At 36.7% G+C, this 23420-nt stretch carries 18 protein-coding genes and 1 tRNA gene; 17 read left to right on the forward strand and 2 right to left on the reverse strand.

From position 1 onward, the window contains the following. Positions 1–24 precede the first annotated feature (24 nt). From ACRYLU_RS02075 to glmM, 10 genes are all read left to right on the forward strand, one after another. Complete coding sequence (locus tag ACRYLU_RS02075) at positions 25–1461, forward strand: 6-phospho-beta-glucosidase (RefSeq protein WP_038599237.1); 1437 nt, start codon at positions 25–27, stop codon at positions 1459–1461. 284 nt (positions 1462–1745) lie between these two features. Then, positions 1746–2027 carry a hypothetical protein gene (locus ACRYLU_RS02080; protein ID WP_038599240.1) on the forward strand — a complete coding sequence of 94 codons (282 nt, stop codon included), beginning with the start codon at positions 1746–1748 and terminating at the stop codon, positions 2025–2027. Between the two features lie 158 nt (positions 2028–2185). Continuing rightward, positions 2186–2256, forward strand: a tRNA-Cys gene (locus tag ACRYLU_RS02085). Between the two features lie 132 nt (positions 2257–2388). After that, positions 2389–4353 (forward strand): NAD-dependent DNA ligase LigA, encoded by a 1965-nt coding sequence (ligA, locus tag ACRYLU_RS02090; protein ID WP_098393180.1) that lies wholly within the window; start codon positions 2389–2391, stop codon positions 4351–4353. Between the two features lie 152 nt (positions 4354–4505). Further along, a complete protein-coding gene (locus tag ACRYLU_RS02095; RefSeq protein ID WP_098393181.1) occupies positions 4506–5534 on the forward strand; it encodes a diacylglycerol kinase family lipid kinase in 1029 nt (342 codons plus the stop codon). A 217-nt stretch (positions 5535–5751) separates the two neighbouring features. Further along, positions 5752–6888, forward strand: coding sequence for an ABC transporter ATP-binding protein (locus tag ACRYLU_RS02100; RefSeq protein ID WP_021468525.1), 1137 nt, complete (start codon positions 5752–5754; stop codon positions 6886–6888). 307 nt (positions 6889–7195) lie between these two features. After that, positions 7196–10867, forward strand: coding sequence for a pyruvate:ferredoxin (flavodoxin) oxidoreductase (gene nifJ, locus ACRYLU_RS02105; RefSeq protein ID WP_445081128.1), 3672 nt, complete (start codon positions 7196–7198; stop codon positions 10865–10867). 207 nt (positions 10868–11074) lie between these two features. Then, the gene (gene cdaA / locus ACRYLU_RS02110; protein ID WP_003131542.1) at positions 11075–11953 is read left to right on the forward strand and encodes a diadenylate cyclase CdaA; all 879 of its coding nucleotides are present in this window, start codon (positions 11075–11077) and stop codon (positions 11951–11953) included. Then, positions 11943–12902, forward strand: a complete 960-nt coding sequence (locus ACRYLU_RS02115) for a CdaR family protein (RefSeq protein ID WP_038599257.1) — start codon at positions 11943–11945, stop codon at positions 12900–12902. Before cdaA ends, ACRYLU_RS02115 begins: the two co-directional genes overlap by 11 nt. Before the next feature lie 45 nt (positions 12903–12947). Further along, entirely contained in the window at positions 12948–14306 is a 1359-nt protein-coding gene (gene glmM / locus ACRYLU_RS02120) for a phosphoglucosamine mutase (RefSeq protein WP_445081129.1), read from the forward strand. A 73-nt stretch (positions 14307–14379) separates the two neighbouring features. On the opposite strand, the gene treR is transcribed toward glmM, so the two are convergent. Beyond that, complete coding sequence (gene treR / locus ACRYLU_RS02125; protein WP_058206012.1) at positions 14380–15096, reverse strand: trehalose operon repressor; 717 nt, start codon at positions 15094–15096, stop codon at positions 14380–14382. A 110-nt stretch (positions 15097–15206) separates the two neighbouring features. Here treR and ACRYLU_RS02130 point away from each other — a divergent pair, with 110 nt between their 5' ends. The 4 genes from ACRYLU_RS02130 (at position 15207) to pgmB (ending at position 20582) form a co-directional block, all read left to right on the forward strand. Beyond that, the gene (locus ACRYLU_RS02130; protein WP_015425865.1) at positions 15207–15692 is read left to right on the forward strand and encodes a PTS sugar transporter subunit IIA; all 486 of its coding nucleotides are present in this window, start codon (positions 15207–15209) and stop codon (positions 15690–15692) included. 136 nt (positions 15693–15828) lie between these two features. Continuing rightward, entirely contained in the window at positions 15829–17394 is a 1566-nt protein-coding gene (locus ACRYLU_RS02135) for a PTS transporter subunit EIIC (protein ID WP_445081130.1), read from the forward strand. Between the two features lie 67 nt (positions 17395–17461). Beyond that, entirely contained in the window at positions 17462–19771 is a 2310-nt protein-coding gene (locus ACRYLU_RS02140) for a glycoside hydrolase family 65 protein (protein ID WP_445081131.1), read from the forward strand. 145 nt (positions 19772–19916) lie between these two features. Then, entirely contained in the window at positions 19917–20582 is a 666-nt protein-coding gene (gene pgmB, locus ACRYLU_RS02145) for a beta-phosphoglucomutase (RefSeq protein WP_021469610.1), read from the forward strand. 58 nt (positions 20583–20640) lie between these two features. On the opposite strand, the gene ACRYLU_RS02150 is transcribed toward pgmB, so the two are convergent. Beyond that, positions 20641–21408, reverse strand: coding sequence for an alpha/beta hydrolase (locus ACRYLU_RS02150; RefSeq protein ID WP_445081132.1), 768 nt, complete (start codon positions 21406–21408; stop codon positions 20641–20643). Positions 21409–21519: 111 nt separating this feature from the next. Between ACRYLU_RS02150 and ACRYLU_RS02155 the strand changes: the two genes are divergently transcribed. From ACRYLU_RS02155 to ACRYLU_RS02165, 3 genes are all read left to right on the forward strand, one after another. Continuing rightward, positions 21520–22215, forward strand: coding sequence for an ATPase (locus tag ACRYLU_RS02155; protein WP_445081133.1), 696 nt, complete (start codon positions 21520–21522; stop codon positions 22213–22215). A gap of 207 nt (positions 22216–22422) precedes the next feature. Next, complete coding sequence (tsaE, locus tag ACRYLU_RS02160; RefSeq protein ID WP_017864146.1) at positions 22423–22869, forward strand: tRNA (adenosine(37)-N6)-threonylcarbamoyltransferase complex ATPase subunit type 1 TsaE; 447 nt, start codon at positions 22423–22425, stop codon at positions 22867–22869. After that, complete coding sequence (locus ACRYLU_RS02165; RefSeq protein WP_445081134.1) at positions 22866–23384, forward strand: GNAT family N-acetyltransferase; 519 nt, start codon at positions 22866–22868, stop codon at positions 23382–23384. The genes tsaE and ACRYLU_RS02165 overlap by 4 nt, the downstream gene beginning before the upstream one ends. Positions 23385–23420: the final 36 nt, after the last annotated feature.

The raw sequence follows: 23420 nt of genomic DNA on the forward strand, positions 1-23420 counted from the left end.
TCTAAAAATTTAAAAGGAGAAATTATGACTTTAAAAAAAGACTTCCTCTGGGGAGGAGCGGTTGCTGCACATCAACTTGAAGGAGGATGGAATGCCGGCGGAAAGGGAGTTTCTGTTGCTGATGTCATGACAGCAGGGAGCAATGGAGTAGAGAGAAAAATCACAGATGGGGTAATTGAGGGAGAAAATTATCCGAATCATGAAGCTATTGATTTTTATCATCGCTACAAAGAAGATATTGCACTCTTTGATGAACTGGGATTAAATTGTTTTAGAACTTCCATTGCATGGACTCGTATTTTTCCAAATGGAGACGAAGCAGAACCTAATGAAGAAGGATTGCAATTCTATGATGATTTATTTGATGAGTGTTTAAAACATGGGATTGAACCTGTAATTACCCTTTCTCACTTTGAACTTCCTTATCACTTAGTGACAGAATATGGAGGCTTTCGTAATCGTAAGCTCATTGATTTCTTTGTCCACTTTTCAGAAGTCGTCATGAATCGCTATAAAGATAAAGTGAAATATTGGATGACTTTCAATGAAATTAACAACCAAGCAAACTATTTGCGTGATTTTGCACCATTTACTAATTCTGGTTTAAAATTCCCAGAAGGAGCAAGCGAAAAAGAACGTGAGGAAATTATGTATCAAGCGGCTCATTATGAGTTAGTTGCTTCTGCGAAAGTTGTCGCTCTGGGACATAAAATCAATCCAGATTTCCAAATTGGATGCATGATTGCTATGTGTCCGATTTATCCTGCAACTTGTAAACCAGAAGATATGATGGCTTCAACCGTTGCTATGCAACGTCGTTATTGGTTTGCAGATGTTCATGTTCGCGGACATTACCCAAGCTATTTAAAAGCCTATTTTGACCGTAAGGGATTTAAACTTGATATTCTCGATGATGATTTAAAAGCATTGGAACAAGGAAAAGTAGATTATATTGGTTTTTCTTACTACATGAGTTTTGCAATTAAAGACCATGGTAAAGCTCCTACTTTTGATTACAATGAAGATAGAGATTTAGTCAAAAATGAATATGTTAAAGCTTCTGAATGGGGCTGGCAAATTGATCCTTTAGGATTACGTTATGCAATGAATTGGTTCTATGAACGGTATGAAAAACCACTCTTCATTGTTGAAAATGGTTTTGGAGCTGTAGATGAAGTTGAAGCTGACGGAAGTATTCACGACCCTTATCGAGTAGATTATTTAAAAGCTCATATAGAAGCAATGAAAGATGCTGTAGATTATGATGGAGTTGACTTAATGGGTTATACTCCATGGGGCTTTATTGACCTTGTTTCTGCTGGGACAGGTGAGATGAAAAAACGCTATGGCGTCATATATGTAGATAAGGATAACGAAGGAAATGGGACATTAGAACGTTCGAAAAAAGATTCCTTTACTTGGTATCAAAAAGTTATCGCAACAAATGGTGAAGAACTTTAAAAATAAAAGACACGAAAGTGTCTTTTTATTTTTATTGGAATGTAAAGAAAACACTTCAAAAGCGAAAAAAGTAGTATAAAGGGTACATGAATGTATTTTAGTAATTTTTCAAAGGACTTAGTAGCCTTATATAGTAAAAATATCAGATTATAAGATATTTTATTGTAAAAAACGTTTCCGATATGAAAAGAACAAGGGTTAAATTTCCAACTAAATTTTGACAAATTTGTTCATTTTGCTAAAATATCTTTACTGAGAGTTCATGTGTAACAGAAAGGGGTTTTATGCAAGCAAAATATCGGGGACAGCTTGTAGAAGTCTGGAAAATTTCGCATCGACCAATTCGTGAAATATGGGTTAGACACGCTTTTGAACAAGAACGTCTTTCTTGGAATGAATGGAATAAAAACGTTTTAAATTTTGAGTCAATTTCAGGAGATTTGGCTTTAGTTGGCGATTTTTTGATTCAAAAAGATGGAAGAAGATTTCATGTTGTCAGCAGAGAAAATGTTCAGCGGGATTTGGTTTTTATCAATACTGAAGCGAATTATAAAATTGGAAATTAAAGGGGATGAGATTGCTTAGCTTAAGTTGCCTTTTATTGATTTAATATCAGTAAATGATTATTAAAGCCTATCAGTCTTGATTCAAATGATTTAACAGGAAGTGGAGTGAGCTCATGCTTGCCATAAATTTATTTTTCCGCTATAATAGTTAATGTTGTGGCGGCGTAGTGAAGTGGTAACACATGGCTCTGCAAAAGCTTAATCGTCGGTTCAAATCCGACCGTCGCCTTAATGAAAAAGATACTTGCTTGGAAAAGCAAGTTTTTTTGTTTTAAATTAACTCATTTTTTTAATAGAAATTTGCTTTTTTGATGTGCTTCGGTAATCATACTGATTGCTCTTTTGTGTTAAAATAGGAGCTATGAATATCGAGTCAAAAATTAAAGAGCTTACGGAAAAATTAAATCAGTATGCTTATGAATATTATACTTTAGATGAGCCTTCGGTAGAAGACAGTGAGTACGATCGACTCTATCAAGAATTGGTAAAATTGGAGGCTGAAAATCCACAACTAACTAGAGCGGATTCTCCAACGCACCGAACAGGTGGGGTTATTTTAGATGGCTTTGTTAAATTCAGACATCCTTATAATCTTTATAGTTTAGGAGACGTTTTTTCGCGCGAAGAATTGGCGGTTTGGGAAGAACGAGTCCGCAAGGAAATTGCTAATCCAGAGTATATTTGTGAATTAAAAATTGATGGTCTTTCCTTGTCTCTTTATTATGAGAATGGGTTCCTTGTGACTGCAGCAACTCGAGGCGATGGAACAACGGGTGAAAACATCACAGAAAATGTGAAACGAATTAAAGATGTTCCTTTAAAACTCAAAGATGCTATCGATATTGTGGTACGTGGTGAAGCTTATCTTCCGCGTAAGAATTTTGCTAAACTTAATAAAGAGCGTGAACTTGAAGGAGCAGCTCCTTTTGCTAATCCAAGAAATGCGGCAGCTGGGACTTTACGTCAACTTGATACAAAAATAGTTGCTAAACGTGGTCTTGCAACTTTCCTTTATCAAGAAGCAAGTCCAGCTACCAACGATACTCAAGAAGAAGTCTTAGAATATTTTGAAGAACTTGGTTTTCAAGTCAATCCTGAACGTAAATTTGCTCGAAATATGGATGAAATTTGGGAATTTATTGAAGAGGCTACACGTCTGCGTGACGAACTCCCCTATGATATTGATGGAGTTGTTGTGAAAGTTAATAATCTTGCAGAGCAAGAAGAATTAGGTTTTACAGTTAAGGCACCGCGCTGGGCGATTGCTTATAAATTTCCAGCTGAACAAGCAGAAACAGAAATTTTGTCTGTTGACTGGACTGTCGGTCGGACAGGAGTTGTCACCCCAACGGCAAATATGATCCCGGTTCTTTTAGCACAGACGACGGTTGCTCGAGCAACTTTGCACAATGTGGATTATATTGAAGAAAAGGATATCCGTATTGGCGATCATGTCTTGATTTATAAGGCGGGTGATATTATTCCGAAGGTTGGGAAAGTGCTTTTGGACAAACGGCCAGAAGGTCTTGAAGCTTTAGAAATTCCTACAAATTGTCCTGAATGTGGTTCGGAGTTAATTCATTTTGAAGATGAAGTGGCTTTACGCTGTGTTAACCCCTTATGTCCGGCGCAAATTCGGGAAAAACTAATTCATTTTGCTAGTCGTGATGCTATGAATATTGTGGGCTTAGGTCCGTCAGTCATTTCACAACTTTTTGATAAAAAATTGGTGGCTGATGTTGCTGATTTATATCAATTGACGATTGAAGATTTACTGACATTAGATAAGGTCAAAGAAACATTGGCTCAAAAAATTGTGTCAGCAATTGCGCAGAGTCGCGAAAATTCAGCAGAAAAATTATTATTTGGTTTAGGAATTCGTCATGTTGGTGGTAAAGCGGCTAAATTACTTATGGAGCGTTTTGCTAATCTTCGAGCGCTTTCTAAAGCCACAGAAGAAGAAATTTCTGAAATTCCTTCTTTAGGTGGAGTCATTGCTACGGCTGTTGTTTCTTATTTTGAAACTGACGGAGCAAAAATTTTACTGGATGAACTTGAAAATGCTGGTGTAAATTTTGATTATTTAGGTGCTGTTAATGTTGAAGGAATATTATCAGGTAAGACAGTTGTCTTAACAGGTAAATTGACGACTTTGAAGCGCTCAGAAGCAAAAGAAAAATTGGAAGCATTGGGTGCAAATGTTTCTGGTTCTGTTTCTAAGAAAACGGATTTGGTAGTCGCCGGAGAAGAAGCAGGTAGCAAACTGACAAAAGCTCAAGACTTAGGAATTGAAATCTGGTCAGAGCAAGATTTGCTTGATTTATAGACCAATTTGTATTGAATATTACTGACAGACTTTAGTGAGAGCGTAAATTTACTGACATCAATTGAACCTTGGTTCAATTGATGGGGTCACTCTTTTGGGAGTTTGTCAGTAAATTATTTTTTAAGAATGGATGAGAGAAGGTTTCGGAGAAAATGATGAAGGCGAGATTGATTTACAATCCGACATCGGGTCAAGAAATTATAAAAAAACATATTGCAGATATTTTGGATAAATTAGAGCAATATGGTTATGAGGCCAGTGCTTATCAAACCACAGCAGAACAAGATTCCGCAAAAAAAGAGGCGGCACGGGCAACAGAGGCTGGCTTTAATTTAATCATTGCGGCGGGTGGTGATGGTACTATTAATGAAGTTGTAGCTGGAATTTCTCCTTTTGAGAAACGTCCTCAATTAGCTATTGTTCCAACGGGTACGACAAACGACTTCGCTAGGGCTTTAAAAATTCCAAGAGGAAAACCACTTGAAGCGATTGAAATTATTGGTAAAAATCAGATTCTAAATATTGATGTCGGCCATGCCGTAATTAAAGAAACACAAGATGAACAGTATTTTATTAATATCGCTGCTGGGGGCGGATTGACAGAACTCACTTACAGTGTTCCCAGCCATTTAAAAACGGCTTTTGGTTATTTGGCCTATTTAGCAAAGGGCGCAGAACTTTTACCTCGTGTGCGTAAAGCACCGGTTCGTGTTGTTCATGATGAAGGTGTATTTGAGGGGGATATTTCAATGTTCTTTGCCGCACTTACTAATTCAGTTGGTGGCTTTGAAAAGATTGCACCTGATGCTAAATTAGATGATGGACTTTTCACACTTATTTTGGTGAAAACAGATAATCTATTTGAACTCATTGCTTTACTTGCGATTGTAGCTAATGGAAAACATTTGGATGATGTTAATTTGGAATACATTAAAACAAGTAAAATAGAAATTGAAGCCTTAGGCGGTCAAAAAATTCTTCTTAATTTAGATGGAGAATACGGTGGAGATGCTCCGGTTCAATTTGATAATCTCAAAGGTCATTTGGATATGTATGTAAATCTTGATGAAATCAACGATGACCATTACCTTGGAGATGAAGAAACTTTGGCATTGGAAGCGGTTGCACAAAAATTTGCCGAAGAAGCTAATAAAATTAAAGACGAAGATGAAGAAGATTAAAAAAGTTACTGACAGATTTGTCAGTAACTTTTTCTGTCAGTGAAATGGGACGAATAGGAGCATTTTAGTTGTGTCTGAGAGAATTGTCATCTACATTAATAATTCTGTCAGTAAAATGTGCAACTTGTACAATTAATTTAGGCAAATCACTGATTGAAAACGGAAAACGTTTACAGTAGAATAATATTAAAGAACAAATGTTATTAGAGGAGAAAAAATGACAACACTCAGTTTAGACAAAATCTACAAAAAATATCCCAATGCGACGCAATACGCAGTTGAAGATTTCAATATTGATATCAAAGATAAAGAATTCATTGTATTCGTTGGTCCTTCAGGTTGTGGTAAATCAACAACATTGCGAATGGTCGCTGGTCTTGAAGATATTACCGAAGGTGAATTTAAAATTGACGGTAAAATCATGAATGATGTCGCACCAAAAGATCGTGATATTGCCATGGTTTTCCAAAACTATGCGCTTTATCCACATATGACCGTTTTTGATAACATGGCCTTTGGTTTGAAACTTCGTAAGTTCAAAAAAGATGAAATTAAACGTCGTGTTGAAGAAGCTGGAACAATTCTTGGTCTTTCTGATTTACTTGACCGTAAACCTGCTGACTTATCAGGTGGGCAACGTCAACGGGTAGCAATGGGACGTGCGATTGTTCGTGACGCCAAGGTTTTCCTCATGGATGAACCTTTGTCAAACTTGGATGCTAAACTTCGTGTTTCAATGCGTACAGAAATTGCAAAAATTCACCGTCGAATTGGAGCGACAACAATCTATGTAACCCATGACCAAACTGAAGCGATGACTCTTGCTGACCGTATTGTTATTATGTCATCATCACCAAACTCTGATAAAACAGGGACAGTTGGCCGTGTTGAACAAATCGGAACACCACAAGAGCTTTATAATGAACCTGCTAATAAATTTGTTGCTGGTTTTATCGGTAGTCCTGCCATGAACTTCTTTAATGTTAAAGTTGCTGCTGGAAAATTGACGAATAATGAAGGTTTGAATATGGACCTTCCAGAAGGAAAAGCAAAATTGCTTAAAGAACAAGGTTATGAAGGAAAAGAAGTGATTCTTGGAATTCGTCCAGAAGACATTCAAGCAAGCAATTTGGCACAACAAGCTTATCCCAATCAAACAATTGAAGCTGAAGTTGTCGTTTCTGAACTTCTTGGAGCAGAAACTATGCTTTATCTTAGAGCTGGTTCAACTGAATTTGTTTCTCGTGTTGAAGCGCGTGATTTCCGCAATCCAGGAGAAAAAATTACAGTGGCTTTGAACCTAAACAAATCCCATTTCTTTGATGCTCAAACTGAACATCGCATCATTGATTAAAATTTACGCCCTCTTATCTCTAAAGATTCTGTCATTAATTGATAGAATCTTTTTTAGTTTGTAAGTGAAAAAATTACTGATAGGTCTTGTAAATAAAGGCTTTTCAACGATAATGTCAAAGATAATTGACACTAAGCAGCTTCAACTTTTCAGGCTTAAAATGCTAAAATTAACTTAGTCAAAATAATATTATTAGGAAAGCTCTCGTCTTTTTCGATTTAGTACTAAATCACATAAAGAACACCGACACCGCTCTTTATGCCGTAAAAATGTCGAATAAATGCTCTCCTGAGAAGGTTTGAAAAAAATGAAAAAAACAATGGACGGAAACATGGCGGCAGCACATATTGCTTACGCCTTTTCAGAAATTGCCGTAATTTATCCAATTACCCCAAGTTCACCAATGGCAGATTATACTGACGCTTGGTCAGTTGCTGGTCGTAAAAATATCTGGGGCTCAACAGTAAAAATTACAGAACTACAATCAGAAGCTGGTGCAGCAGGTGCCATGCACGGTGTTCTTAAAGCAGGAGGGCTTGCGACAACTTATACCGCTTCGCAAGGGCTCCTTTTAATGCTTCCAAATATGTATAAAATGGCTGGTGAACTTTTGCCAGCAGTTATTCATGTCGCAGCTCGTGCCGTAGCGGCTGGGGCGCTTAATATTTTTGGAGACCAGTCTGATGTGATGTCAGCCAGAACAACTGGGTTTGCCATGTTAGCAGAGTCATCTGTTCAAGAAGTGATGGACTTGTCAGCAGTTGCCCACTTAGCAACACTTGAAGGTTCAGTTCCTTTCTTGAATTTCTTTGACGGTTTTAGAACTTCTCATGAAATTCAAAAAATTGATGTTATTGATTATCAAGATTTATTACCAATGGTTAATCAAGAAAAATTAGCTGATTTTCGTGACCGTGCAATGAACCCTGATCATCCTACAGTTTCAGGGACAAATCAAAATGCAGATATCTATTTCCAACAAAGGGAAACGGTCAATTCTTACTATGAAGCTCTTCCTGAAATCGTTCAAAAGTACATGGGAAAAATCAATAAACTTCGTGGGACAGATTATGATTTAGTCAATTATTATGGCGCACCTGATGCGACAGAAGTCATTATTTCTATGGGTTCTGTTGCTGGGACAATTGAACAAACAGTTGATTATTTAAATGGACAAGGCCGAAAAGTTGGTTTTATCAATGTTCACTTATATCGTCCATTTCCATTGGAAAACTTTCTTGAAAAATTACCAAAGACAGTCAAAACAGTAGCGGTCTTAGACCGTACAAAAGAATCTGGTTCAAATGGAGAACCTCTTTTCCTTGACGTTCAATCAGCGCTTTTCAATTCTAATGTTAAACAAGTGATTGGTGGCCGCTATGGCATTGGTGGAAAAGATACTCGTCCAGAACACATCGTCAGTGTTTTTGATGAATTAGTCAAAGCACAACCAAAACGTATGTTTACAATCGGAATTAATGATGATGTTACAAACTTGTCTCTGACAAATTCAAGAGTCCTTGATTTAACACCAGCAGATACATTTCAAGCAAAATTCTGGGGCTTTGGTTCAGATGGAACAGTTGGTGCCAATAAAGCAGCAATTAAAATTATTGGTGACCATACTGATAAATATGTTCAAGCCGCTTTTGAATATGATTCAAAAAAATCAGGTGGTTTAACCATTTCACATTTACGTTTTGGTGATTCGCCAATTACTTCTGAATATATGACAGCTACACTTGATTTTGTTGCTTGTCACAACATGACTTATGTACGTAAATATAACTTGACCAAAGGTTTGAAAGCTGGAGGCCTATTTCTATTAAATACAAGCTGGAATCTAGAACAACTTTCAAAAAATCTTCCGAGTGAAATGAAGAAATTCATTGCCGAAAATCAAATTCGATTTTATACGATTGATGCCATGAAAATTGCTCATGAAACCGGAATGGAACGCAGAATTAATACGATTATGCAGGTTGCCTTTTTCAAATTGGCTCATGTTATGCCTTTTGATGAAGCTTATGAGATTCTGAAAAAAGATGCTCAAAAATATGCAAAGAAATCACCAACCATTGTTGAACAAAATTTGAATGCAATGGCACTTGCTTTGAACGGCTTGCATGAAGTAAAGATTCCAGAAAGCTGGGCTGAAACTCAAGAGGAAAGAACGAAAGTTCTTACGACAGAAAGTTCTCGTAAAAAATATGTTTTTGAAATTGTAAATAAAACCAATGCCTTTGAGGGTGATGAACTTTCGGTACAAACCTTAGTCGATAACAAAATGACTTTTGGTGATGAACCATTGGGAACAAGTGCTTCTGAAAAAAGAGGAATTGCCTTAGAAATTCCCGAATGGAATGCCCAAGCCTGTATTCAATGTAATGAATGTTCATTTGTTTGTCCTCATGCTGCCATCAGGCCATTTTTAGTCGACGAAGACGAATGGAATCAAGCGCCAGAAGGTTTCCATGTTATGGATTATAAAGGAGCTGATGGCTTAAAATATCGGATTCAGGTTTCTGTTGAAGACTGTACAGGTTGTGGCTTATGTGTTGAAGCCTGTCCTAAAAAGGGTCAAGCTTTAAAAATGATTCCTTATGAAGGCCAAGAAAAAGAATCTGTCAATTGGGCTTTTGCACAAACCCTTAAAACAAAAGAAAATCCAGCTCGTCCAGGTACAATTGTTGCTAGCCAATTTGAAAAACCACTTTTTGAATTTTCAGGAGCATGCTCAGGCTGTGGTGAAACACCATATATTAAATTATTGACACAAATGTTTGGCGACCGAATGATGATTTCCAATGCAACTGGCTGTTCAGCCATTTATGGTGGAACACAAGCAACGCCATATACAACAAATGAGTTTGAACAAGGCCCTGCATGGTCAAACTCACTCTTTGAGGATAATGCGGAATACGGATATGGAATGTGGTTAGCTTCTCAAACCAGACGTCAAAAATTAGCAGCCCAAGTCCTTGAAGCCTTGCCAGAAATGTCAGATGATTTGCAAAAATTGGCGAAAGACTGGGTAGAACACTTAGAAGATTCAGAAGGAACACGAGCAAGAGCCGAAAAAATGAAGGGAATGCTTGCTTCTGAACACTTCAACTCAGCTAAGTTGGATGAAATATATAAACAAAAAGATCAATTTGTAAAACCAACCCAATGGATATTTGGTGGAGATGGTTGGGCTTATGATATTGGTTTTGGCGGTTTAGATCATATTGTAGCTTCAGGTGCTGATGTTAATATCTTGATTATGGACAACGAAGTCTATGCCAATACTGGGGGACAAGTTTCTAAAGCAACTCCAGCTTCAGCAATTGCACAATTTGCTGCTGGCGGTAAATCTAATACGAAAAAAGATTTAGGAGCGATGCTAATGACCTACGGAGATGTTTATGTGGCTCAGATTGCTTCTGGAGCAAACATGATGCAAACAATCCGTGCCTTTGATGAAGCTGAAAAATTTAAAGGTCCATCAGTCATTATTGCTTATACTCCATGTATTTCACATGGTTTATATGGAGGAATACATTTAGCACTTGATGAAGCAAAAGAAGCCGTGAATTCTGGTTACTGGCAACTTTATCGCTATAATCCTCTTCTTGAAGATTTCGGTAAAAATCCGATGATTCTTGATTTCAAAAAGCCTGATTTTAGTAAAGTTAGAGATTTCTTATTGACACAATCTCGTTTTGGTAATCTATTAAAAGTTGATGCTGAACATGCAGAAAGTTTGTATGCTAAAGCTGCCAAAGATTCTCGTAAACGATTTATGCGTTATGCTAGAACATCAGGAGATTTAGATAAGTTTTTAGAACGTGAAGCAAAAGCACTGGCGAAAAAGAATCCTGAATCAGAGGGGGCTATAGAAGCTACTCTGCCAAAAGAACGTAAGAAACGTCCAGTTGATCCTGAGCGTGAAGCAAGACGAGCCGCTCGTAAAGCAGAACGTGAGGCTAAAAAATAATATATTCTTAATAATTAAAAGTTACTGACAGAATTTTTGTCAGTAATTTTTTTATCCTCGTCAGCTAAAAACTACGGTTTTGCTAATGTAAAAATTACAGACAGATTAAGGGAATAAGAGCAAGATGATAAATCTTTATTTGGGAATAAAGCAGTTCACTTAAAATTTTGGTATAATTAGACTAACAATATAAAAGGAGGGGGACTTTTGACCGACTTCAATCAATTTTTTAACCTTGAGTTTTGGCAAAAGATTTTTGAATTGAATGAATCACCTCTGCGAATTGCTATTGCAATATTAGACATTGCAATTATCAGTTTTTTCCTTTATCAAGCGATTAGGTTTGTACAAGGAACAAAATTAATGACGCTTGTTCGTGGTGTGATTATTTTCATTTTTATCAGAATTATTGCCGGACTTATTGGACTTACAACAGTTGAGTGGTTACTCAACCAAGTTATTACCTATGGGGTTATCGCCGGAGTTATCATTTTTCAGCCTGAAATTAGGCGAGCGCTTGAAAGCTTAGGAAGAACAACCACATTATTTACACCAACGAGAAAAAGTAGCCCTGATGGGCATATTTCAGCTTACGAGAAATCTTTTGCTTACATGTCTGAGCGAAAAATTGGCGCTTTGATTGCGATTGAGCAAGGGCAAAATTTAAATGAATTTGTAAGTACAGGGATTCGTTTAGATGCGGATATTACTAGTGAATTACTTATTAATATTTTCATTCCAAATACACCTTTGCACGATGGCGCGGTCATTGTTCAGGGAAACAAAATCGCTGTAACCTCTGCCTATCTTCCTTTGACCGAAAAATCGGGGATTTCAAAACAATTTGGGACTAGACACCGTGCTGCAATTGGACTTTCTGAAGTCTCAGATGCTTTGATTTTAGTGGTTTCCGAAGAAACTGGTGGAATTTCAATTGCTCACAATGGAGAATTTTTCGCGGATATTTCCAAAGAAAAATTTCATGATATTCTAGTGGCCATTTTAGTTCCTAAAGTTGAAAAAAATGAAAAAGGAACAGGAAAAAATAGAAAAAATAAAGCAGGAGGAAAGAAAAATGGCAAATAAATTTTTTAATTCCAAAACATTTTATATCCTTGCCTCTGTTTTCTTTGCGATTGTCCTTTTCTTTAATGCTAATGCAACATCCATCCGTAATCAAGGAACTAATCAGTCTGGAGAAGTTTACACAGCCACAATTAATAACGTTCCAGTAGAATTAAAATATAATTCTAATAAATATTTCGTTAGTGGTTATAATAGCACTGCGACGGTTCATCTTTCTGGATATAATCGCTTGTCTATCACTAATGAAGAAAATTCGGACACAAGAAATTTCTTTTTAAGTGTTGATTTGACCAAACTAAAAACAGGAAAATTTGATGTACCAATTCGGATTGAACAACTGCCTGGCGGAGTAACGGCAACGATTGAACCTAAAACAATGAATATCACTTTAGAAGACAAAGTGAAGAAAGAGTTTGAAGTAACACCAAAAGCTGATTCAACTCAATTGCCAGAAGGTTTTACAATTGATTCACTTTCAGTGAGTGATGAAAAGGTAAAAGTGACTGCCGGAGAAGAGAGCATCAAAAAAATTCAAGCAATTGAAGCTGCTTTACCAAATGATGTTAATTTAAATGAAAATTATTCAGGCACAGTCACTCTTCATGCCGTAGACAGCACAGGTAAAATTCTTCCAGCACAAATTGAACCTTCAACGACTCATTTAAAAGTTGTAGTAAATAAATTAACTAAAGATGTGCCGGTTAAAGTGACACAAAAAGGAACGCTTGATAAGACTTTATCATCTATTAAGACAAAAGTATCTGATAAAACAGTTACTCTTTCAGGAGAAAAAAGTGCTTTAGAAGCAATCAAAGAGGTTGAAGCATCAGTGGATATTTCTGGAGTTGTAAAAGAAACAAAAGTAACTGTTCCTATACGTGCAACAGGAGTAAGTGCTGATCCACAAGAAGTTGAAGTAACATTAACACCTGTAAAAATAAGTGGATAAATTTTCAGAGTCAAAAAAAAATAATAAAAATGGAGACAAGAAAAAATGGGTAAATATTTCGGAACAGACGGTGTTCGCGGGGAAGCAAATGTTGAATTAACGCCGGAGATGGCTTTTAAACTTGGTCGTTTTGGTGGCTATGTCCTTAGTCAACATGAATTAGGTACACCAAAAGTTTATGTTGGTCGCGATACACGAATTTCTGGACAAATGCTTGCGAGCAGTTTGATTTCAGGACTTTTGTCTGTTGGGATTGAAGTTTATGATTTAGGAGTCATTGCAACACCAGGTGTAGCATATTTAGTTAAAAAAGATGGGGCCTCAGCTGGGGTCATGATTTCAGCCAGCCATAATCCAGCACTTGATAATGGAATTAAATTCTTTGGTGGTGATGGTTATAAATTAGAGGATGAAAAAGAACTTGAAATTGAAGTATTGATTGACGCTGAAGAAGACACATTGCCACGTCCGTCTGCTCAAGGCTTAGGAGTGCTTCATGACTATATCGAAGGGGTTCGTAAATATCAAGCATTCTTAAAAACAACAGCAGAAGGTAATTTTGAAGGTTATAAGGTTGTTCTTGATACCGCTAATGGTGCAGCTTATACTTCTGCTCGTGCCGTTTTTGCTGATTTAGAAGCGAATTTGACAGTTATTGGTGAAAATCCTGATGGACTCAATATCAATGTGAAAGTAGGCTCAACTCATCCTGAAGCAATGGCTAAAAAAGTTGTCGAAACAGGAAGTGACCTCGGACTAGCCTTTGATGGTGATGCTGACCGTCTGATTGCCGTTGATGAAAATGGAGAAATTGTTGATGGTGATAAGATTATGTTTATCGTTGGGAAATATCTTCTTGGACAACGAAGATTGGCTCATGATACGCTAGTAACAACTGTGATGTCTAATCTTGGGTTCCATTTAGCGCTTGAAGAAACAGGAATTAATTCAGTGATTACAGCGGTTGGTGACCGTTATGTTGTTGAAGAAATGAAGAAAAATAATTACAACTTCGGTGGTGAACAATCGGGTCATATGATTTTCCTTGATTACAACACAACAGGAGATGGGCAACTTTCAGCCATTCAATTGTTGAAAGTAATGCGTGAAACTGGCAAGTCTTTATCTGAATTAGCAAGTGAAGTTACAATTTATCCACAAAAATTAGTTAATGTTCGGGTAAAAGATAACGCAGCTAAAAAATCAGCAATGGATGTGCCAGCGATTCAAAAAGTAATTTCAGAAATGGAAACTTCAATGAATGGGAAAGGCCGTATTTTAGTTCGTCCTTCAGGAACTGAACCACTCTTGCGTGTCATGGCTGAAGCGCCAACTCATGAAGAAGTCGATCATGTTGTAGATACTATTGTCGAAGTTGTTGAAGCAGAAATTGGTGTAAAATAAAGAAAAAAAGCAAGAACTGATTTGTTCTTGCTTTTTATTATCAAGTAAAACCTCTCCTTATTGGGAGGTTTTTTTATCTTTTTTGTCGTCTAGCAAATTCTGTGAAACGAAAGCGGTCGACTTGATGTCGAGATTCAGTATATTGAAAAAGAGTATTATCAGCAAGATAAACATGAGATTTGACAGACACGACATGATGGTCTTTGGGATTTAAGTCAAGGTATTTAAAGTCATCTTCGCAGGCAAAATCAATTGTGACTTCCTTTTGGGCATAGGCAATGTCAAGCCCTAGAGTATCTTCTAAGTAGTCATAGGTTGAAATTTTAGCATGTTCTGGAGCTAAACCTTCGGAATATTTTTCTAAAAATAAATCCCAATCTAAAATTGAAAATTTGCCATCTACTTTGCGCCTTCTGAGAATACTTATGGCATGTTCCCCAACGGCAAAACCAGTTGTTTCTGAAAGTTTAGGGTTAATTTCAAGTCTTTCAAAGCGAATGACTTCAGTTTCACTATGGAAACCCATAGAGGTTTGTAGTTCTTTGTATGAAGTTAAGCCAGAGATAGGGAAAAGGAGCCTATCGTGAGCGAGGACAATGCTACCATAGCCATGTCGTCTTTGAATAAGCCCTTTCTCTTCTAAAATTTTTAAAGCCTGTCTGACTGTTGAACGACTGCTCTCGTAATTAACAGAGAGCTCATTTTCACTCGGAAGAATATCGTTCGTTTTATAGATATCGTTAAAAATCTTTTTTTCTAAATCTTGCAAAATCACTTCATATTTCTTCATACTTTATATTTTATCACAAAAATAATTGTTACCGCTTGCTGAAAACGTTTTTATGTGATACAATGATTTTGTTAACTTGTACGTACAACTTCAAAAGATAGGAGATTCTTATGTTTGGAATAGGAAAAAAGAAAGAATTGAAAGACGATAAAGGGCTATATAATCCAGTTTCTGGAGAAGTTATTGAACTTTCAAAAGTAAACGATCCGGTATTTTCAAAGAAAATAATGGGTGATGGTTTTGCAGTTGAGCCCAAAGAAAATAAAATTTTTGCTCCAGTTTCTGCAAAAGTAACTTTGGTTCAGGGACATGCAATTGGTTTTAAACGTGCTGATGGCTTAGATATTCTTTTACATCTCGGTATTGATACAGTAGCTCTTAAAGGAGCACCATTTAAAATTAAAGTTAAAGTGGATGATATTGTTAATGGTGGTGATGAGCTGGGTACTGTTGATTGGGGGCAGATTGAAGCTGCTGGTTTGGATAAAACAACAATGGTTATTTTTACAAATACTAAAGATGTCTTATCTGGCTTTGAGGTTAAATATGGTTCAGCCAATGCACGTGATGAATTAGGTCAGGCAAGTGTTAAGTAAATAAAAATATCAACCAATAAATTTATAGCGCAAAGATGACGGGAACTTTGGATATAGATTTTGTGACTATTAAACTCGTCAATTATTATTTTATATTATGAAATGCTTCATAGATAATGAAGCTAAAGGAGAATTTATGGCAAATTATTCACAACTTGCGACTGATATTATCGCAAATGTAGGTGGCGCTGAAAATGTCACAAAAGTTATTCATTGTATCACTCGTCTTCGTTTCACTTTAAAGGACAAAGATAAAGCTGATACAGCGGCAATTGAAGCCTTGCCTGGTGTGGCAGGCGCCATTTATAATTCAAACTTGAATCAATATCAAGTGGTTATTGGACAAGCGGTTGAGGATGTTTATGATGAAGTTGTTGAACAACTTGGTGATTCGGTTGTTGATGATGACGCAACGGCACAAGCAGTCGCTGCAACAGCACCAGCTAATGGTAAAAAACAAAATCCGATTGTTCATGCTTTCCAAGTGGTCATTGGAACAATTACTGGGTCAATGATTCCTATTATTGGTTTACTTGCAGCAGGTGGGATGATTAATGGTTTACTTAGTATCTTTGTTAAGGGAAATCGCTTAATCGAAGTGATCGATCCTGCAAGTTCAACTTATGTTATTATCTCAACACTGGCAATGACGCCCTTTTACTTCTTGCCTGTTTTGGTTGGTTTCTCAGCAGCCAAACAATTGGCACCTAAAGATACCGTCTTGCAATTCATTGGTGCTGCAGTCGGTGGCTTTATGATTAATCCAGGAATTACTAACTTGGTAAATGCGCATGTTGGAACAAATGCGGCAGGTAAAAATGTTGTTGTCGAAGCAGCTGCTCCTGTTGCAAATTTCCTTGGAGTAACTTTTAATACAAGTTATTTTGGAATCCCCGTTGCTTTGCCAAGCTATGCTTATACCATTTTCCCAATCATTGTAGCTGTGGCAATTGCTAAACCACTGAATGCTTGGTTGAAAAAAGTTTTACCACTTGCCTTGCGTCCAATTTTCCAACCAATGATTACTTTCTTTATTACCGCATCAATTGTTTTACTTTTGGTAGGTCCAGTTATTTCTACAATTTCTTCTGGATTGTCATTTGTGATTGATCATATCTTGTCATTGAATTTAGGAATTGCAAGTATCATCGTTGGTGGTTTGTATCAATGTTTGGTTATCTTTGGGTTGCACTGGTTGGTTGTTCCACTTATTTCACAAGAATTGGCGGCTACTGGAGCAAGTTCACTCAATATGATTGTTTCTTTCACAATGCTCGCTCAAGGGGTTGGCGCCTTGACTGTCTTCTTTAAATCTAAAAAAGCAGACCTTAAAGGACTTTCTGCTCCAGCAGCAATTTCAGCCTTTTGTGGGGTAACTGAACCGGCAATGTATGGGATTAATTTGAAATATGTGCGTGTCTTTATCATGTCTTCAATTGGTGCCGCGATTGGTGCAGGTGTTGCTGGATTTGGCGGATTACAAATGTTTGGGTTCTCAGGTTCTTTGATTGGTTTCCCTAACTTCATTTCTAATCCTTTGACACATCACGCTCCTGCGGGTAACTTGATGCTCTTCTGGATCGCGACTGCGGTATGTGCGGTTGCAACTTTCCTATTGGTTTGGTTCTTTGGGTATAAAGATACAGATGTAATGGGAGAAGGCGTTGAACAAAAAAATGCATTTAAAGATGCAGTTAAATAATTAATAAACTCAGTTGGAGGCAGTGCTGATAAATTCTGCTTCCTTTAGTTTTATATGAGGGGGAAAAATGACTGAAAAAGATTGGATAATCCAATATGATAAAAAAGAAGTAGGGAAACGTTCTTATGGTCAAGAATCTTTAATGTCATTGGGAAATGGTTATTTAGGGCTTCGAGGTGCGCCTTTATGGTCAACTTGTTCTGACAATCATTATCCTGGTTTGTACGTAGCTGGTGTCTTCAACCGGACGAGTACAGAAGTCGCAGGACATGATGTCATTAATGAAGATATGGTAAATTGGCCAAATCCTCAATTAATAAAAGTATATATTGATGGTGAATTGGTTGATTTTGAAGCGGCAATTGAAAAGCAAGCTACAATTGATTTTAAAAATGCTTTGCAAATTGAACGTTATCAGGTGAAATTGGCCAAAGGAAATTTGACTTTAGTAACGACAAAGTTTGTAGATCCGATTAATTTTCATGATTTTGGTTTTGTTGGTGAAATTGTTGCTGACTTCTCTTGTAAATTAAGACTTGAAACTTTTACTGATGGCTCAGTTTTAAATCAAAATGTTGAACGTTATCGGGCTTTTGATAGTAAAGAATTTGAAGTAACAAAAATTTCCAAAGGACTTTTGATTGCTAAAACAAGAACAAGCGAAATTGAACTTGCAATTGCTTCTAAATCATTTTTGAATGGATTGGCCTTCCAAAAAATAGATTCTGAGAATGATGAGATTTTAGCAGAAGCAATCGAAATTGAATTACAAAAAAATCAAGAAGTACAGTTTGATAAAACGATTGTCATTGCGAGTTCTTATGAAAGTAAAAATCCCGTTGAGTTTGTACTGACAGAGCTGTCAGCAACTTCTGTCAGTAAAATTCAAGAAAATAATGCGAATTATTGGGAAAAAGTTTGGTCAGATGCCGATATTGTTATCGAATCAGACCATGAAGATTTACAAAGAATGGTCAGGATGAACATTTTCCATATTCGTCAAGCGGCACAGCATGGTGCTAATCAGTTTTTAGATGCATCAGTAGGTTCACGTGGCTTGACTGGTGAAGGTTATCGGGGCCATATCTTCTGGGATGAGATTTTTGTTCTTCCTTACTATGCGGCTAACGAGCCAGAAACAGCGCGTGATTTGCTGTTGTACCGAATCAATCGATTGACCGCAGCGCAGGAAAATGCGAAGGTTGATGGAGAAAAAGGAGCTATGTTTCCTTGGCAGTCAGGCTTAATTGGTGATGAACAATCGCAATTTGTTCATTTGAATACAGTAAATAATGAATGGGAACCAGATAATAGCCGGCGTCAAAGGCATGTTAGTTTAGCCATTGTATATAATTTATGGATTTACTCACAACTGACAGAAGATGAAAGCATTTTGACTGACGGTGGTTTAGATTTAATCATTGAAACGACAAAGTTTTGGTTAAATAAAGCAGAATTAGGAAATGACGGCCGTTATCATATTGATGGGGTCATGGGACCTGATGAATATCATGAGGCCTATCCTGGGCAAGAAGGGGGAATCTGTGATAATGCCTACACTAATTTAATGCTCACTTGGCAATTAAATTGGTTGACAGAATTATCAGAAAAAGGATTTGAAATTCCAAAGGAATTACTTGAAAAAGCTCAAAAAGTTCGGAAAAAAATGTATCTAGATATTGATGAAAATGGTGTGATTGCGCAATATGCTAAATATTTTGAGCTTAAGGAAGTAGACTTTGCAGCTTATGAAGCAAAATATGGGGATATTCATCGCATTGACCGTTTGATGAAGGCCGAAGGCATTTCGCCTGACGAATATCAAGTGGCTAAACAGGCTGATACACTGATGTTAATCTACAATTTGGGTCAGGAGCATGTGACTAAGTTGGTCAAACAATTGGCTTATGAGTTGCCCGAAAATTGGTTGAAAGTCAACCGTGATTATTATCTTGCTAGGACTGTTCACGGATCAACGACTTCACGTCCGGTTTTTGCTGGGATTGATGTGAAATTAGGGGATTTTGATGAAGCGTTGGATTTCTTGATTACAGCAATTGGCAGTGATTACTATGATATTCAAGGGGGAACAACGGCTGAAGGGGTTCATATTGGGGTCATGGGCGAAACGCTCGAGGTGATTCAAAATGAATTTGCTGGTCTGAGTCTGCGAGATGGCCAATTTGCAATTGCTCCTTATTTACCAAAAAGCTGGACAAAATTGAAATTTAATCAAATTTTCAGAGGAACTAAAGTTGAAATTTTGATTGAAAATGGACAATTATTACTGACAGCGTCGGCGGATTTACTGACCAAAGTTTATGATGATGAGGTTCAATTAAAAGCCGGAGTGCAGACTAAATTTGATTTAAAATAAATGGTTTTACTCTTAATAAAGTTTTGATACAAGGATTTACAATTATTTTTTAATAAAAAAGTTACTGACAGAAATTCTGTCAGTAACTTTGGAAAGTCATTACTTAAAAATATATTTTTAAAATGACGAGAAAGAAGGTAAAAAGATGTTTAAAGCAGTATTGTTTGATTTAGATGGTGTAATTACAGATACCGCAGAGTATCATTTTAGAGCTTGGAAAGCTTTGGCTGAAGAAATTGGCATTAATGGTGTTGACCGCCAATTTAATGAGCAATTAAAAGGGGTCTCACGAGAAGACTCGCTTCAGAAAATTCTAGATTTAGCTGACAAAAAAGTATCAGCTGAGGAATTTAAAGAACTTGCTAAGAGAAAAAATGATAACTATGTGAAAATGATTCAGGATGTGTCGCCAGCCGATGTCTATCCTGGAATCTTACAATTACTCAAAGATTTACGTTCAAATAAAATAAAAATTGCTTTAGCGTCAGCTTCTAAAAATGGTCCATTTTTATTAGAGAGAATGAATTTAACTGAATATTTTGATGCAATTGCTGATCCGGCTGAGGTTGCGGCATCAAAACCAGCACCAGATATTTTTATTGCAGCAGCACATGCAGTGGGTGTTGCACCCTCTGAATCAATTGGGTTGGAGGATTCTCAAGCTGGAATCCAAGCCATCAAAGATTCAGGGGCTTTACCAATTGGTGTAGGGCGCCCAGAAGATTTGGGAGATGATATCGTCATTGTGCCTGATACTTCACACTATACTTTAGAATTTTTGAAAGAAGTTTGGCTTCAAAAGCAAAAATAATTCGTAATTAATAAATTACATAAAAGCAATAAAAAAATACCACTTTTGAGTGGTATTTTTAATTTTTGATTTGTCTCCCCAACCAATCAGAAGCCCAAGAAACCCAGCGATGTACTGACGGAAGACAATAGGCATCAGAAGGAGCAGTTGTTCGATTAGCTAAAGAAACCCCATGAGGTCCAGATTCAAAAAAGTGAGCTTCAAAAGGAACTTGATGTTTTGAGAGTCGATCACAATATTTAAGGCTGTTATAGATAGGAACACCTTCATCATCAGCCGTATGCCAGATAAAGGTTGGAGGAGTTGAGGAAGTGACTTTTTCCGAAATATTATATTCTGAGATATTTTCAATTTCAAAATTAAAATGTGACAAATCACTAGGCCAACCGAAAGTGAAGGAAGTCACTGGATAGCAGAGAATAACTCCTTTTGGTCGATGGATTTGTTCAGAATTACCATACCAAGCGGCTAGATGCCCTCCGGCAGAGCAACCAAGTAAGAAAACTTGGTCAGGATTGATTTGCCATTCTTTATGATTTTGATGAATCAGAGAAAAAACAGCTTGAACTTCTTCAAGATTTTGTGATAAAAAGTTATAGTTTGTTCCTTTGTTCATCACGGTGTAATTAAGGAGAAGCACTTGATAACCTTGGGCGAGAAAAGCTAGGGCAAGAGGGTCAGATTCTCTTTGTGAAATATGTTGATAACCACCACCAGGGCAGATAATAATAGCAGGAAAAGTATAATTTTCGTTTTGACGAGGATTTTGGAGCTGATAAAAATCAACCCATGCAGTATCATTTAAAGAAAACGTTGATTTATTCATAAGTTTATTGTACCAAAAAAGGGTTGAAAGAAATATCAAAATACCTCGTTGTTTATTTATTACATTAATAAATTTTAAGTTCGTTTAAGAAAACTATCATAGAATTTGATTATGAAGAAAATTATTTATAGTATAGGTCTGATATCCTTGCTTAATTTTGGAACGATTGCTTATGGAGAAACGGCAACGGGGACTTCAGCAAGTTCAGGAGATGCAACAGCTCAAAGCTCAACAGGGACTTCAAGTACCTCAAATTCAGCAAGTTCAGCTAGTAGTAGTTCGCAAAATATAAGTTCCTCTGAAGGAACGAATTCGACAAGTCAAAATCAAACACAAACAAGTACAACGGCTCAAAATCAGACAGATAATGTTGGGCAAAATCAAACGCCTCCAGTAGCAGAAATTCGAGACAGTTCAACAGATAAAAATTCTGGCAGTCAAAAAGAAACTAAAAATTCAACCACAATTATTAATGAAACCGTCAATAATAATGCAAAAGGGAACAATATTCTTTTGATGACATTGACCAGTTTGTCAGCATCAGTTACAATTATTGGGGGAATTATTGCCTTTGTACGTCATTTGCGTGGCCGTGGCAAGAAGAAAAATCCTGTCAGTAAGGCACGAGTTTCTAAAAATGGGAAAACTCCTTCAAATTCAATGACAGCTGAGCCATCAGTAAGTTCTAAAAAAGCACCAAATGAGGAAAAAGTACTGACAGAAACTCAGCAAATTAATAGGCAGGCAGATGAATTGCTCAAAAATCATAAAAAACAACAAAAAGAATATCGGCGCAGAAGAAGATAAAAAGCCATTTAAGGTTTTTTATTTTGCCCAAATTTTTGAAAAACTGTCAGTTAAATTTACTGACAGCTTTTATTTTAAAGACTGTGATAATGAAGGAGATAAACTTTTTGAAGTGGCAATACTGAAATTTTCTAAAGTTTGATTGTTTTTAGACTCATCAGTTGCAAACGTTAGATAGTGTCTTAGGGGATGTGTTATAATAAAATCATGAAATTTAACGAAGAAGAAATGTTACAATTTGCACAAAAATTGGGAAGAAAATTAGAAGCTCAAGATGTTATTGTTTTAACTGGCGAGCTTGGGGCTGGAAAAACAACTTTTACCAAAGGCTTGGCTTTGGGCTTAGATATTCATCAAATGGTTAAAAGTCCGACTTATACAATTGTCAGAAGTCTGGAAGGACGTTTGCCGCTCCATCATATGGATGTTTATCGCATTGGTGATGACCCAGATAGTTTTGATTTAGATGATTATTTATTCGGTGATGGGGTTTCGGTCATTGAATGGGGCGAAATGTTAGGCGATGATTTGCCAGAAAATTATCTGGAAGTCATTTTTGATAAGTATTCTAAAGACTTGGTCAACGATCAAGAGCGTGAAATTATTTTGAAACCACATGGAAAAAGATATGAGGAGCTCGTTAATAACCTATGACTACAGAGCTAATTGTTAGAGAAGCAAATGGCGCCGACAGTTCTAGAGTCATTGAATTTCTCAATAAGGTTGGAACAGAAAGTAATTTTTTGACCATTGATGAAGTAGGAATTTTAATCTCTGAAGCAGAAATGACGGACTTTTTAAATCAACAAGCTGAGAAAGATAATAATGCTTATTTTCTTGCATTTCTTGGTGATGAAATTGCTGGTATTTTGCATTTGACGGCGGATTATCATTATCGAGTACGTCATATTGCGGAATTTTTTGTCGCTGTGTCAGAAGATTATCAAGGCTATGGCATTGGGACGATTCTACTAGAAGATGCACTTGAGTGGGTAGAAGAAGTCGGAACAATCAAACGTTTGGAATTAACTGTCCAAGCACGTAATAAAAAAGCACGTCATCTTTATGAAAAGTTTGATTTTGAATTAGAAAATGTCAAAAAATGGGGCGCCCGAGATGAAAATGGTCAATTAATTGATGTTTGCGAATATGTTTTATTTTTTGACTAATAGTTGACCCTTTTGTCAGTAAAATTAAATATAATT

It is taken from the genome of Lactococcus sp. KTH0-1S (genome assembly GCF_052544945.1).

Coding starts and splice junctions, on each gene's coding strand:
- treR (WP_058206012.1), bottom strand. CDS start 15,096: ATGAAGAAATATGAAGTGATTTTGCAAGATTTAGAAAAAAAGATTTTT.
- nifJ (WP_445081128.1), top strand. CDS start 7,196: ATGAAAAAAACAATGGACGGAAACATGGCGGCAGCACATATTGCTTAC.
- ACRYLU_RS02165 (WP_445081134.1), top strand. CDS start 22,866: ATGACTACAGAGCTAATTGTTAGAGAAGCAAATGGCGCCGACAGTTCT.
- ACRYLU_RS02115 (WP_038599257.1), top strand. CDS start 11,943: ATGGCAAATAAATTTTTTAATTCCAAAACATTTTATATCCTTGCCTCT.
- ACRYLU_RS02140 (WP_445081131.1), top strand. CDS start 17,462: ATGACTGAAAAAGATTGGATAATCCAATATGATAAAAAAGAAGTAGGG.
- ACRYLU_RS02075 (WP_038599237.1), top strand. CDS start 25: ATGACTTTAAAAAAAGACTTCCTCTGGGGAGGAGCGGTTGCTGCACAT.
- ACRYLU_RS02135 (WP_445081130.1), top strand. CDS start 15,829: ATGGCAAATTATTCACAACTTGCGACTGATATTATCGCAAATGTAGGT.
- ACRYLU_RS02080 (WP_038599240.1), top strand. CDS start 1,746: ATGCAAGCAAAATATCGGGGACAGCTTGTAGAAGTCTGGAAAATTTCG.
- ligA (WP_098393180.1), top strand. CDS start 2,389: ATGAATATCGAGTCAAAAATTAAAGAGCTTACGGAAAAATTAAATCAG.
- ACRYLU_RS02130 (WP_015425865.1), top strand. CDS start 15,207: ATGTTTGGAATAGGAAAAAAGAAAGAATTGAAAGACGATAAAGGGCTA.
- pgmB (WP_021469610.1), top strand. CDS start 19,917: ATGTTTAAAGCAGTATTGTTTGATTTAGATGGTGTAATTACAGATACC.
- ACRYLU_RS02155 (WP_445081133.1), top strand. CDS start 21,520: ATGAAGAAAATTATTTATAGTATAGGTCTGATATCCTTGCTTAATTTT.
- glmM (WP_445081129.1), top strand. CDS start 12,948: ATGGGTAAATATTTCGGAACAGACGGTGTTCGCGGGGAAGCAAATGTT.
- ACRYLU_RS02100 (WP_021468525.1), top strand. CDS start 5,752: ATGACAACACTCAGTTTAGACAAAATCTACAAAAAATATCCCAATGCG.
- ACRYLU_RS02150 (WP_445081132.1), bottom strand. CDS start 21,408: ATGAATAAATCAACGTTTTCTTTAAATGATACTGCATGGGTTGATTTT.
- ACRYLU_RS02095 (WP_098393181.1), top strand. CDS start 4,506: ATGATGAAGGCGAGATTGATTTACAATCCGACATCGGGTCAAGAAATT.
- tsaE (WP_017864146.1), top strand. CDS start 22,423: ATGAAATTTAACGAAGAAGAAATGTTACAATTTGCACAAAAATTGGGA.